At 72.6% G+C, this 13501-nt stretch carries 7 protein-coding genes and 1 pseudogene; 5 read left to right on the top strand and 3 right to left on the bottom strand.

Annotation, left to right across the window (positions count from 1 at the left end):
• Positions 1-51: 51 nt before the first annotated feature.
• The 3 genes from IE109_RS17450 to IE109_RS17460 form a co-directional block, all read right to left on the bottom strand.
• Positions 52-1446, bottom strand: coding sequence for an MFS transporter (locus IE109_RS17450; protein WP_189551803.1), 1395 nt, complete (start codon positions 1444-1446; stop codon positions 52-54).
• 280 nt (positions 1447-1726) lie between these two features.
• The gene (locus IE109_RS17455; RefSeq protein ID WP_189551804.1) at positions 1727-3178 is read right to left on the bottom strand and encodes a 4-hydroxyphenylacetate 3-hydroxylase family protein; all 1452 of its coding nucleotides are present in this window, start codon (positions 3176-3178) and stop codon (positions 1727-1729) included.
• Between the two features lie 118 nt (positions 3179-3296).
• The gene (locus IE109_RS17460; protein WP_189551805.1) at positions 3297-4268 is read right to left on the bottom strand and encodes an AraC family transcriptional regulator; all 972 of its coding nucleotides are present in this window, start codon (positions 4266-4268) and stop codon (positions 3297-3299) included.
• A 129-nt stretch (positions 4269-4397) separates the two neighbouring features.
• Between IE109_RS17460 and IE109_RS17465 the strand changes: the two genes are divergently transcribed.
• The 5 genes and pseudogenes from IE109_RS17465 to glgB all read left to right on the top strand — a co-directional run bounded on the left by IE109_RS17465 (position 4398) and on the right by glgB (position 13452).
• Complete coding sequence (locus tag IE109_RS17465) at positions 4398-5339, top strand: SDR family oxidoreductase (protein ID WP_189551806.1); 942 nt, start codon at positions 4398-4400, stop codon at positions 5337-5339.
• A 262-nt stretch (positions 5340-5601) separates the two neighbouring features.
• Positions 5602-7587, top strand: coding sequence for an alpha-1,4-glucan--maltose-1-phosphate maltosyltransferase (locus IE109_RS17470; RefSeq protein WP_229891191.1), 1986 nt, complete (start codon positions 5602-5604; stop codon positions 7585-7587).
• Positions 7584-9275, top strand: a pseudogene (gene treS, locus IE109_RS17475) (maltose alpha-D-glucosyltransferase); the annotation flags it as partial. The gene IE109_RS17470 and the pseudogene treS, both read left to right, overlap by 4 nt.
• 461 nt (positions 9276-9736) lie before the next feature.
• Entirely contained in the window at positions 9737-11119 is a 1383-nt protein-coding gene (locus IE109_RS17480) for a maltokinase N-terminal cap-like domain-containing protein (protein ID WP_189551808.1), read from the top strand.
• 29 nt (positions 11120-11148) lie between these two features.
• Entirely contained in the window at positions 11149-13452 is a 2304-nt protein-coding gene (gene glgB / locus IE109_RS17485; RefSeq protein ID WP_189551809.1) for a 1,4-alpha-glucan branching enzyme, read from the top strand.
• The last annotated feature ends 49 nt before the right edge of the window (positions 13453-13501 follow it).

Raw genomic sequence — 13501 nt, forward strand, 5'->3', positions numbered from 1 at the left:
CCCTCGGGCAGTGTGGGTTCGGGAGTGGCGCGGCGTTCGCTGGTCAGGCGGTCACCGCGGGTCGCCCACCCGGTCCTGGCGTGGCGGCGCCGGTGCGGGCGCGGGCAGGCTCAGCCGCACGGACAGCAGTGCGGCCGCTGCGGCGAAGGCGGCGCCGACGAGCAGCGCCGCTTGGTAGCCCGCGGTTTCGGCCTGGGGTGTGGCCGTGCCGGTGCGGGTGGTGGCCACGGCCACGAGGACGGCCAGGCCCAGGACGGATCCGAACTGCTGGCTGGTGTTGACCAGCCCGGAGGCCAGGCCGGTCTCCTCTGGCGCGGCCTCTGCCGTGGCGGCCACATTGGTGGTGACCATGACCAGGGGCAGGGCGGCCCCCAGCACCAGGCTGGGTGCGAGGACGGTGGTGGCGAAGGTGCCGTCGGCGCTCAGGGCCAGGGCGAGCCAGACCATCCCGGCGAGCAGCAGCCCGAAGCCGAGGGTCATGGTCCGGCCGAGGCCGAGGAGCGGGATCAGGCGGCCGGTCAGCGGGGCGGTGGCCACGACGACCAGGGACAGCGGGAGCAGGCCGAGGCCACCGGTGAGCGCGGAGTGCCCCAGCACGCTCTGGAGGTACAGGCTGACCAGGAAGAACATGGGGAACAGCGCCATCTGCGCGAGGGCGCTCAGGCCGTTGGCGAGGCGCAGCGCGGGCCGTCTCAGCACGGCGGGCGGTACGAGCGGCCTGGCGGCCCGGGTCTGCACGACGGCGAAGCCGGCGAGGAGCGCGAGCCCGGCGGCGCCCGCCAGGGGGCTGCGGCCGACGAGCGCGTAGGCGACGAGCCCGAGGCCCCCGGTGGCGGTGACCGCGCCGAGCAGGTCGAACCCGGGCCCGGTGCCGCGCGTCCGGCCGTCGAGGAGACGCGGCGCGAGGGCGCCGAGCACCGCGGCGACGGCCACGTTCAGCCAGAAGGTGGACCGCCAGCCGAGCAGGTCGGTGAGGACGCCGCCCAGGACGGTGCCGAGGACGCCGCCGAGCCCGCCCATCGCGGCGAAGGCGCCGAGCGCCTTGTGCCGGGCGGGGCCGTCCGGGAAGAGGACCAGCAGCAGGGCGAAGGCGGCGGCGGCGGCGAGTGCCGCCCCGACGCCCTGCGCGGCGCGGGCGGCGATCAGCGCGCCGGCCGACTGTGCGAGGCCGCCCGCGGCGGAGGCGGCGGCGAGCAGGGCGAGTCCGCCGGTGAACAGCCGCCGGTGGCCGAACCGGTCGGCGGCGCGGCCGCCGAGGAGGAGCAGCCCGCCGAAGGTGATGAGGTAGGCGTTGGCCACCCAGGACAGGCCCTCGGACCCGGCTCCCAGGTCCCGGCCGACGGACGGCAGCGCCACGTTGATGATCGCCGTGTCCATGATCATCAGTAGCTGGGTGGCCGCCAGGAGCGCGAGCGCGCCGCGCCGGCTCTCGGGCGCCCCCCTCATCGACGGCTCCCGCGCCCGGGGCGAGGCCGGGCACGCCCGGTCGCCGGGAGCCCGTGCTCCCCGCGGCGACCGGGGACGGCCGCCGCGTGGCCCGGCCGGGGCGCGCCGGCGGACGTGTCGCGGCCCCCGCGCCATCCCGGGTCGCCCGCGCCGCGGCGGTAGGGCCCGCCCGGGAGCGCCGCGCACGGTGCGGCCCGGCGCGGACCGTGTGCGGGACGCACCGCGCGTCCGCCCCGCGCGCACTGCCCCGGGTCGGCCGCGCGCAGCCGGGCCGGCGCGGTCATCGGACGCCCCCGAGGTCGTAGCCGTCCAGGCAGGACTGGGCGAGGGCCTCGCAGGCGGGGCCCTCGCCCTCCCATGCCTGCTGGGTGAGGTAGACGTGCGGGGCGCCGTGGTAGAAGCGCTCGTACTGCTCGTGGCGGCCGGCGAACTCGGAACCGAGCGCGTCCCAGGCCAGCTTCAGCAGTTTGACGCGGTCCTCGGCCGGGGTGCCGGGCGAGCGGATGTACCTGCGCACCAGCGGGCCCAGCTCGGGGTGCAGCAGGTCCCGGCCCGACGCGGGCAGCTGGATGACGCCGCCGCCCGCCAGCAGCTTGATCTCCTGGAGGGCCTGCGGGTACAGCTCACCGGCCATGATGCGCTGCGCGAAGGAGATGTCCTTGCCGGGCGCGACGCCGCCCCGGCCGCCGTCGACCTCCTCGTACGACGCCTCGGCGGCCAGCACGAACGCCTTGGCCTGGGCGACGCGGCCGAGGAGACGGCCGATGGCCTGGGTGACGGGCGGCAGCTCGTAGGTGTTGTTGGCCTTGGTGATCAGGATCGCGAGGCCGGTGAGGAACTCCAGCTTCGTCCAGAACCGGGTGGCGGACTGGTGGACGAAGTTCAGGTACGCGGGGGTTCGCCACCACATCCGGAACGACGCCTCGACGTGACGGTAGACGAGGACCCGTTCCCACGGCACGAACACGTCGTCGCACACGAGCAGGGCGTCGTTCTCGTCGAAGCGGGAGGAGAGCGGGTTGTCGAAGACGCTGCGTGCCCGCGCCTCGTAGGAGGTGCGGGAGACGAGCCTCAGCCCCGGCGTGCCGACCGGGACGGAGAAGCACACCGCGTGCTCGACGTCCTCGGGGGCGAGCGGCTCGATGGTCCCGACGATCACCTCGTCGGCGAAGGCCGCGGCGGTGCCCATCATCTTGGCGCCGCGCACCACGATCCCGCCGTCCTTCTCGGCGACGACCCGCACCACCAGGTCGTCCTCCTCCTGCCGGGAGGCGGACCGGGTGCGGTCGATCTGCGGGTTGGTGAGGGTGAAGGCCGGGTACAGGTCGCCTTCGGCGAGGCGCCGGTGGTACGCGAGGGCGGCGGCCGATCCGTCGTACGCCTCCGTCGTGAACAGGGACGGCATCGCCGCGAAGCCCGCCGCGCCGCCCGCCATGCAGTCGGGCGTACGGCCCAGGAAGCCGAAGCTCGCCTCCGCCCACACCTTGTACGCCTCGCGGCGGCTGACGAGGTCCTCGTACGAACGCGGGACGGCGAAGGCGCGGTGGACGCCGCCCCGGGTGAGGACCGGGGTGTGCTCCGAGTCGTGTGCCAGGTCGTACAGGCGGGCGACCGAGGCGGCGGTGTTGCGGAACGCCGGGTGCGTGGTGACGTCCCCGACCCGCTCCCCGTCGAGCCATATCTCCCGGCCGTCGCGCAGCGACGCCAGATACTCCTGACCGGACCTCGTCACCGTTTCTCCTCCTGCGGACGTCATCGCCGCAGCAGAGCCTGTCCGCTGGTCCACACCTACGGCAATGAACGTCCGTCCAATGGTCCTTAAGAACCGGCCAGCCCGCGGCCGGAAACCATTACGCGGCGCTCGCCGCGCCGGCCCGGTACTCACCCGGAGTGACACCGAACCATTTGCGGAAGGCAAGGTGGAAACCGACCGCGCTCTGGTAGCCGACCCGCTCCGGGACCGCCGACTGCGGCAGGGACGTCTCGCCCAGCAGCCGAGCGGCCTCCTGCATGCGCCGCCCGGTCAGGTGGCGCGCCGGCGCCTCGCCGACCAGGGCGCGGAACGCGGCCGTGAACGCGGAGCGCGACATCCCGACCTCGCGGGCGAGCGACTCGATGGTCCACGGCTCGGCGAACCGGGTCGCGATCATCACCAGTGCGCGGCTGACCCCCGGATGGCGCAGGACCGGCAGGGACGCCGGGTTCTCGGCGAACTCCCGCAGCAGCGGGCGGAGCGCGAGCACCAGGGCCATCTCGAAGGCCCGCAGGGTGATCAGCCGGTCGCCGGGGCCGATGGGCCGGTCGGGCGCGGCGAGCAGCCGCAGGGTGTCGCGCAGCAGCGGTTCGCGGTCGACCTGCGAGCCGTCCAGCACCAGGGCCCAGGGCAGCGCCTTGTACAGACCGGTGGCGGCGCTGGCGTCGTAGTGGAGCCCGGCGCACAGCAGCCGGCTCTCCGGTCCGGCGCCGCCGATGCGGATCTCGCCGGAGGTGCCGGGCTGGCGCTCGGGCAGCACGGCCTTGAGCGGCACGCCCTGCCGGTCGGGCCGGTCGGCGAGCCGGTGCGCGGTGCCGGTGGGGAAGACGGCCAGGTCACCGGCGTGCAGTTCCTGCGGGGGCTGACCCTCGGCGGTGATCCAGCAGCCGCCCTCGACGATGTAGTGGAGGACGGCGCACCCCTGCTCGGCGTCGCCCTCGATCGCCCAGGGGGCACTGACGTGCCAGCGGCTGTCGAAGACGCCGGTGAGGCGCAACGGTTGCAACAGCTCACTGAGGAGGTCGTCGTTCCGGTCGTCGTTCCCGGTTTCGGTGCGCACGGTGTCCATGGACGATCCTTCAACCCCCGCCCCGAATTGTTAATTGATCGGCCAAAGCCGCGGCCGCCAGCCTGTGAGGTGCCGTCATGGCAGCAGTCACACCCTATCGAAGGGCCAATCAGGCATATGTCGGAGCCAATGTCCGAGCAGAATCAGATGCGGGTAGCAGTGGTCGGCGCGACCGGTTTCCAGGGCGGCGCGGTGGCTCGTCTGCTGACGGAGCGTGACCACCGGGTACGTACCCTGTCCCGGCGTCCCCAGGGCGACCGGCCCCCGCTGCCCGGCGTCTCGTGCGCCACGGGCGACCTCGGCGACGCCGAGGCCGTGCGCCAGCTCTTCACCGGCGCGACGCACGCGGCGGTGGTGATGCCGCTGGTGTACGAGGCGAAGCGGGTCCGCGCCTACGCCCGCAACATCGCCGACGCCGCCGTGGAGGCCGGGGTACGGCGGCTGGTGTACAACGCCAACACCCGGGTGCCGCGCACGGCCACGGACGTGGCGGCGTTCGAGACGCGCCGGATCGCCGAGGAGGAGCTGCGGGAGAGCGGCGTACCGCTGGTGGTGCTGCGCCCGCCGGTGTACCTGGACAACCTCTTCAGCCCGTGGAACGGCCCGGCCCTGGTCAACGAGGGCATCCTCGCCTATCCCCTGCCGGCCGACGTGCCGGCGGCGTGGCTGTCGCACCGGGACCTGGCCCACGCGGTGTACGCGGCGCTCACCGTGCCGGGGCTGGCGGGCCGGACGTACGACATCGGCGGGGCGCGCAGCCTGACGGGTGACGAGCTGGCGGAGGAGTTCGGCAAGGGCCTGGGGCGCGCGGTGCGGTACCGGGCGCTGGCGCCGCACGTCTTCGAGCAGGGGCTCGCGCAGGCCATCGGCCCGGCGGGGGCGGCCGGGGTGGCGGGCATCTACCACCACATGGCGGCGGGCCGCGATCCGCTGCTGCTGGCGGGGGACGACGGCCTGTCCGCCGGGGAGCTGTCGGTGACGCCCGCTCAGGTGGACGAGTGGGTGGCGCGCCAGCCGTGGCAGATCTGGGCGAGCGACCCGGAGGAGCGAGGCGCCCAGACGCTCACCTGAACGCCACTGGACACACCCGAGCAGGAACCGGCCTCGATTTTCCACTCGAACGGGGCCGGTTCTTTTCGTGTTCATCTACGCCTGAGTAGTTAACAACGCGCCGGATTGCCCACCCGAAGGGTGTGGGTAGGGCTCCACCGGTACCCGCCCACCCGAGTGAACCCGGACAGGAGCGGTGATGCCTGCGCTCTGCCACTCGTCAACGGAGCAAGTACAAAGAGCGATACCCGTTACGCAACCCTCAGGTGATGCCGTGAACCCGCTGATTGGTCGCATTCCCGTTCTCGATGTACGCCCGCTCGTCGACTGCGGCAGAAGGCCCGCCAAGGCGGTGGTCGGCGAAACCTTCCAGATTACGGCCACGGTGTTCCGCGAAGGCCACGACGCCGTGGCCGCGAACGTCGTGCTGACCGACCCGTCGGGGCACCCCGGCCCCTTCACCCCGATGCGCGAACTGGCCCCCGGCACCGACCGCTGGGGCGCCGAGGTCACTCCCACGGCCGAAGGGCGGTGGACCTACACCGTCGAGGCCTGGAGCGACCCCGTCGCCACCTGGCGCCACACCGCCGGCATCAAGATCCCGGCCGGCATCGACACCGACCTGGTGCTGACCGAGGGCGCCGTCCTGCACGAGCGGGCCGCCGACGGCGTGCCGAAGGGCGAGGGCCGCGAGGCCGTGCTCGCCGTGGTGGACGCCCTGCGCGACGGGCGGCGCTCCCCCGAGGACCGGCTCGCCGCCGCCCTGGACACGGAGGCCGTCCGGGCGCTCGCCGCCCATCCGCTGCGCGAACTGGTCTCGGCCTCGCGCCCGTTGCCGTTGCTCGTGGAGCGCGAACGCGCGCTGTACGGCTCGTGGTACGAGATGTTCCCCCGCTCCGAGGGGGCCCGGGAGATCGACGGGCGGATGGTCTCGGGAACCTTCCGTACGGCCATGGAGCGACTTCCGGCCATCGCCGCGATGGGGTTCGATGTCCTGTATCTGCCGCCCATCCACCCCATCGGCACCACACACCGCAAGGGCCCCAACAACACGCTGACGGCCGGCCCGGACGACGTCGGCGTGCCCTGGGCGATCGGCTCCCACGCGGGCGGCCACGACGCCGTCCATCCCGACCTCGGGACCATCGAGGACTTCGACGCCTTCGTCGAACGGGCGCGCGAGCTGAGGCTGGAGGTCGCACTGGACTTCGCCCTCCAGTGCTCCCCGGACCACCCGTGGGTGACCAAGCGCCCGGCCTGGTTCCACCACCGGGCCGACGGCACCATCGCGTACGCCGAGAACCCGCCGAAGAAGTACCAGGACATCTATCCCGTGGCGTTCGACCAGGACATGCGCGGCATCGTCCGCGAGACGCTGCGGGTGCTGCGGTACTGGATGGCGCACGGGGTGCGCATCTTCCGCGTCGACAACCCGCACACCAAGCCCGTGGTGTTCTGGGAGAAGGTCATCGGGGCGATCAACCGGACCGACCCGGACGTGATCTTCCTGGCCGAGGCCTTCACCCGCCCGGCCATGATGCACACCCTCGGCGCGATCGGCTTCCAGCAGTCGTACACGTACTTCACCTGGCGCAACACCAAGCAGGAGCTGACGGAGTACCTCACCGAGCTGTCCGGCGACGCCGCCGCGTACATGCGGCCGAACTTCTTCGTGAACACCCCGGACATCCTGCACGCCTACCTCCAGCACGGCGGCCGCCCCGCCTTCGAGGCCCGCGCGATCCTCGCCGCCACCATGTCCCCGACGTGGGGCGTGTACGCCGGGTACGAGCTGTGCGAGAACACCCCGGTGCGGGAGGGCAGCGAGGAGTACCTCGACTCCGAGAAGTACCAACTGCGCCCGCGCGACTGGGAGTCGGCGGAGCGCGAGGGCCGCACCATCGCCCCGCTGATCACCGCGCTGAACCGGATCAGGCGCCGCAACGCCGCCCTGCGGCAGCTGCGCTCGGTGCACTTCCACCACGCCGACAACGACGCCGTCATCGCGTACAGCAAGCGAGCGGGTTCGAACATTGTTCTGACGGTCGTCAACCTCGACCCGCGCCACACCCACGAGGCGACGGTGTCGTTGGACATGCCGGAACTCGGCCTCGACTGGCACGAGACCGTGCCGGTGCGCGATGAGCTCACCGGTGAGACCTATCACTGGGGCAGGGCCAACTATGTGCGCCTCGAGCCGGGCGTCACGCCCGCGCACATCCTCGTCCTGCGACCGTCCCCGCCGATCGGAGGGTCACCCACATCATGATCGTCAACGAGCCCGTCCACGACACGTTCGAGGACACCCCGGCGAAGGACCGTGATCCCGACTGGTTCAAACGAGCCGTCTTCTACGAGGTTCTGGTGCGTTCGTTCCAGGACAGCAACGGCGACGGCGTCGGCGACCTCAAGGGCATCACCGCCAAGCTGGACTACCTGCAGTGGCTCGGGGTCGACTGCCTCTGGCTCCCGCCGTTCTTCAAGTCCCCCTTGCGGGACGGTGGTTACGACGTTTCGGACTACACCTCCGTACTGCCCGAATTCGGCGACCTGGCCGACTTCGTCGAGTTCGTCGATGCCGCCCACCAGCGCGGCATGCGAGTGATCATCGACTTCGTGATGAACCACACCAGCGACCAGCACCCGTGGTTCCAGGAATCCCGCAGCGACCCCGACGGCCCCTACGGCGACTACTACGTCTGGGCCGACGACGACAAGCAGTTCCAGGACGCGCGGATCATCTTCGTCGACACCGAGACGTCCAACTGGACCTTCGACCCGGTGCGCAAGCAGTACTACTGGCACCGGTTCTTCTCCCACCAGCCCGACCTCAACTACGAGAACCCGGCCGTGCAGCAGGAGATCCTGTCCGCGCTGCGGTTCTGGCTCGACCTGGGCATCGACGGGTTCCGCCTGGACGCCGTGCCGTACCTGTACCAGCAGGAGGGCACCAACTGCGAGAACCTCCCGGCCACCCACGCCTTCCTCAAGCGCGTACGCAAGGAGATCGACGCCGCCTACCCGGACACCGTGCTCCTGGCCGAGGCCAACCAGTGGCCGGAGGACGTCGTCGACTACTTCGGCGACTACGCGGCCGGCGGCGACGAGTGCCACATGGCGTTCCACTTCCCGGTGATGCCGCGCATCTTCATGGCGGTCCGCCGGGAGTCGCGCTACCCCGTCTCCGAAGTCCTGGCCAAGACCCCGGCGATCCCGGTGAACTGCCAGTGGGGCATCTTCCTGCGCAACCACGACGAGCTGACGCTGGAGATGGTCACCGACGAAGAGCGCGACTACATGTACGCGGAGTACGCCAAGGACCCGCGCATGCGGGCCAACATCGGCATCCGCAGGCGCCTGGCCCCGCTGCTCGACAACGACCGCAACCAGATCGAGCTGTTCACCGCCCTGCTGCTGTCCCTGCCCGGCTCGCCGATCCTCTACTACGGCGACGAGATCGGGATGGGCGACAACATCTGGCTGGGCGACCGCGACGGCGTGCGCACCCCCATGCAGTGGACGCCCGACCGCAACGCGGGCTTCTCGTCCTGCGACCCGGGACGGCTGTACCTGCCCACGATCATGGACCCGGTCTACGGCTACCAGGTGACCAACGTCGAGGCGTCCATGGCGTCGCCGTCGTCGCTGCTGCACTGGACGCGGCGCATGATCGAGATCCGCAAGCAGAACCCCGCCTTCGGCCTCGGCTCGTACACCGAGCTGCCGTCGTCCAACCCGGCGGTCCTCGCCTTCCTCCGGGAGTACGGGGACGACCTGGTGATGTGCGTGCACAACTTCTCGCGCTTCCCGCAGCCGACGGAGCTGGACCTGCGGCGGTTCAACGGGATGCACCCGGTGGAGCTGATCGGCGGGGTGCGCTTCCCCGCGATCGGCGAATGGCCGTACCTGCTCACCCTCGCCGGGCACGGCTTCTACTGGTTCCGCCTGCGCCAGGACACCGCCAAGCCGGGCACCGGCAGAACGGTCACCGAGGCGTCGGTGGCCACGGTGGCGCCGGGCAGGCCCGGCTCCGCCACCACCGGCATGGCGGCCAGGACTCCGGCGGCACCCACCGGGGGGCGTGCGGCGTCCGGACCGGCGCCCGCCCGCACCCCCGCGCCCGCCAGGGCGGCCGACGAACCGTCACCGGGCGCTCCACCGGAACCACCGGCGGACAGGGCCCGGCCCGTGGTGACCGACCGCTCCGGGGGCCGGGCGGCCGGGAAGGGGTGAGGCATCGGGGCGGGGCGCGTTTCCGTCGCCCCGCCCTGGGCACTCTCCCCCTCATACGTCGATTCGGGTCTATCTCGACCATCCCCGCCCGACACGTCCCGCACAGCCGGACAGCACTCGCCGCATTCCGGGACACTCTGCACGTTCTGTGCATTTCGTAGTGCCCGGGGAAAGGACGCGCTGCCATGTCGGAGACCGCATCCACCGCCCGGGCCCCGGTCGCCCTGCTCCCCTCACTGGTGCCACTGCTCCACGAATGGCTGCCACGCCAGCGCTGGTTCGCCGGCAAGGGGCGCCCCGTCACCGGCTTCGCCCTGGTCTCGGTGACCGAACTGCTCCCGCTCGACTCCACCGGCCCCGGCCTGCTGCACCTGCTCGTACGGGTCCAGCAGCCGGGCCCCGACACCGCCCCCCAGAGCGACTGCTACCAGTTGCTGCTGGGCGTCCGCACCAGCCTGCCGCCGCAGCTCGCGCCGGCCCTGATCGGCCACGTCACGGACGGCCCGCTCGCCGGGCGCACGATCTACGAGGGACTCAACGACCCACGGCTCGCCGCGCTCCTGCTGGAACGATTGCGCACACCCGGCCCGCTGGGTCCGCTGCGGTTCTCCAGGACCGTCGCCATCCCCGAGAACCTCACGCCCCGCGTCCTGGACGCCGAGCAGTCCAACTCCTCACTGGTGTACGGCGACGCGTACATCCTGAAGGTGTTCCGCCGGGTCTACCCGGGCGCCAACCCGGACCTGGAGCTGCCGCTGGCGCTCGCCCGCGCCGGCTGCGCCCGCGTCCCGGCGCCGGTCGCCTGGTACGAGACCGCCAACGGCCGGCCCGAGGCCAGCACCCTGGGCGTGCTCCAGCCGTACCTGCGCGGGTCGCAGGACGGCTGGCGGCTCGCCCTGGACGCGCTCGGCGCCGGGCGCGACTTCACCACCGAGGCGCGGGCGCTCGGCCGGGCCACCGCCGAGGTCCACACCGCGCTGGCCGACGCCCTGCCGACGGTCGCCCTGGGCCGCCCGCAGACCGAGAACCTGGTCCACGGGATGAGCCGCCGCCTGGACGCCGCCGCGCAGGCGGTGCCCACGCTGACGCCCTACGTCCCCGGGCTGCGCGCCGCGTTCGAGGCGGTCGCCGGGATCCGCTCGGGCAGCGGGCTGTGGCGGGCCCAGCGCGTCCACGGCGACCTGCACCTGGGGCAGACCCTGCGCACCCGGGACGGCGACTGGTCGATGATCGACTTCGAGGGAGAGCCCGCGAAGCCGCTCGCCGAGCGCCGCCGCCCCCAGCCGCCGGTACGGGACGTGGCCGGCATGCTGCGCTCCTTCGACTACGCGGCCCGCTCGCACCGCCCCTGGAATCCGGACTGGGCCGAACGGTGCCGGGACGCCTACTGCACCGGCTACGCCGAGACCTCGGGCACCGACCCGCGTGACGAGCCCGCGCTGCTGCGCGCGTACGAGACGGACAAGGCGGTGTACGAGGTGCTGTACGAGGCCCGGCACCGCCCCGACTGGCTTCCGGTCCCGATGGCGGCCATCCACCGCCTGGCCGCGCAGACCACCACTCCGTGATGTGAACGCCCTTGAGGAGGCTTTCCCCCGTGACCCCCCGTCGTCCCACCCGCAACCCCGCCGCCCCGGCGGCCAAGAAGGCCCCTGCCGTCAAGCAGACCCCGCTGGGGGACGCCACCGCCCTGCCGGTGCCGCCGCCCGGCGCGACGCCCCGCCCCCGGAGCGGCGGCGACGGCGTCCCCGCCGCGCCGCCGCTTGACCCCGCCGACCGGGGGCGGCTGCTGGCGGGCGAGCACCACGACCCGCACGCGCTGCTGGGCGCCCACCCGGTCGAGGGCGGGATCGCCGTCCGGGCCCTGCGCCCGTGCGCCACGAGTGTGGCGGTGCTGGTGGACGGGGCCCGCACCGAGCTGCACGACGACGGTGACGGACTGTTCTCGGCGGTGCTGCCGCTGTCCGAGGTGCCGGCGTACACGCTCCAGGTGGCCTACGACTCCGGGGTCGTCGAGACGGACGACCCGTACCGCTTCCTGCCCGCGCTCGGCGAGCTGGACCTGTACCTGATCGGCGAGGGCCGGCACGAGGAGCTGTGGAAGGCGCTCGGCGCCCACCCCATGACCCACCAGGGCGTCGGCGGCACGCGCTTCACGGTGTGGGCGCCCAACGCGCGCGGGGTGAGGCTGGTCGGCGCGTTCAACTACTGGGACGCCGGCACCGGCCTGCCGCTGCGGTCGCTGGGCGGCACCGGGGTCTGGGAGCTGTTCGTCCCCGGGCTGGGCGAGGGCGAGCTGTACAAGTTCGCCGTCACCGGGCCCGACGGGCACTGCTCGCTGCGCGCCGACCCGATGGCCCGCCGCACCCAGTGCCCGCCGGAGACGGCGTCCATCGTGACCGCCTCGCACTACGCGTGGCAGGACGGCGACTGGATGGCGCACCGCGGCGACCGTCCGGTCCACGAGGCGCCCTTCTCGGTGTACGAGGTGCACCTGCCGTCCTGGCGGCCGGGGCTGTCGTACCGGGAGCTGGCCGAGGCGCTGCCGGCGTACGTGAAGGAGCTGGGCTTCACGCATGTGGAGCTGATGCCGGTCGCCGAGCACCCCTACACCCCCTCCTGGGGCTACCAGGTCACCGGCTTCTACGCGCCCACGGCCCGGCTCGGCACCCCGGACGACTTCCGGTTCTTCGTGGACGCCTGTCACCGGGCCGGGATCGGCGTGATCGTGGACTGGGTGCCGGCGCACTTCCCCAAGGACGACTGGGCGCTGGCCCGCTTCGACGGCACGCCGCTGTACGAGCACCCCGACCCCCGGCGCGCGGAGCACCCCGACTGGGGCACCCTGGAGTTCGACTACGGCCGCACCGAGGTCCGCAACTTCCTCGTGGCCAACGCCGTCTACTGGTGCGAGGAGTTCCACATCGACGGCCTGCGGGTCGACGCCGTCGCCTCGATGCTGTACCTGGACTACTCGCGCGAGGGCGGCGAGTGGGTCCCCAACGAGCACGGCGGGCGGGAGAACTTCGACGCGGTGGCGTTCCTCCAGGAGATGAACGCCACCGTCTACCGCCGCTGCCCGGGTGTGGTGACCATCGCCGAGGAGTCCACGGCCTGGGAGGGCGTCACGCGCCCCACCGACACCGGCGGCCTGGGGTTCGGGCTGAAGTGGAACATGGGCTGGATGCACGACTCGCTGGTGTACGTCTCCAAGGAGCCGGTGCACCGCAAGTACCACCACAACGAGATGACCTTCTCGATGGTGTACGCGTACAGCGAGAACTACGTGCTGCCGATCTCCCACGACGAGGTGGTGCACGGCAAGCAGGCGCTGGTCACCAAGATGCCCGGCGACTGGTGGCAGCGGCGCGCCAACCAGCGGGCCTACCTCGGCTTCATGTGGGCCCACCCCGGCAAGCAACTGCTGTTCATGGGGCAGGAGTTCGCGCAGGGCGCCGAGTGGTCGGAGGCCCACGGCCCGGAGTGGTGGCTCACGGCGGACGACTACCACTCGGCGGGTGACCACCGGGGCGTGCGGGACCTGGTCCGCGACCTGAACGCGGTGTACACGGCGACCCCGGCGCTGTGGGAGCGGGACACCGTCCCCGAGGGCTTCCAGTGGTCGCTGGGCGACGCGGCCGAGGACAACGTCTTCGCCTTCCTGCGTTACGACGCGCAGGGCGCTCCGCTGCTGTCGGTGAGCAACTTCTCCCCGGTGGTGCGTGAGGACTACGGGCTGTGGGTGCCGGACCGGATCGCCGCGTGGGCGGAGGTCCTGAACACCGACGCGGCGGAGTACGGCGGCAGCGGGGTGCGCAACGCCGATCCGGTGAAGCCGGAGGGCGGGCGGGTCCGGCTGACGCTGCCGCCGCTGGCGACGGTGTGGCTGAAGCCGGCCTGACCGGCCGGTGACACGGACGGCGAGGCGGACGGGCCGGGGGACCGGGCCG

Source organism: Streptomyces lavendofoliae (genome assembly GCF_014649735.1).
GTDB classification, from domain to species: domain Bacteria; phylum Actinomycetota; class Actinomycetes; order Streptomycetales; family Streptomycetaceae; genus Streptomyces; species Streptomyces lavendofoliae.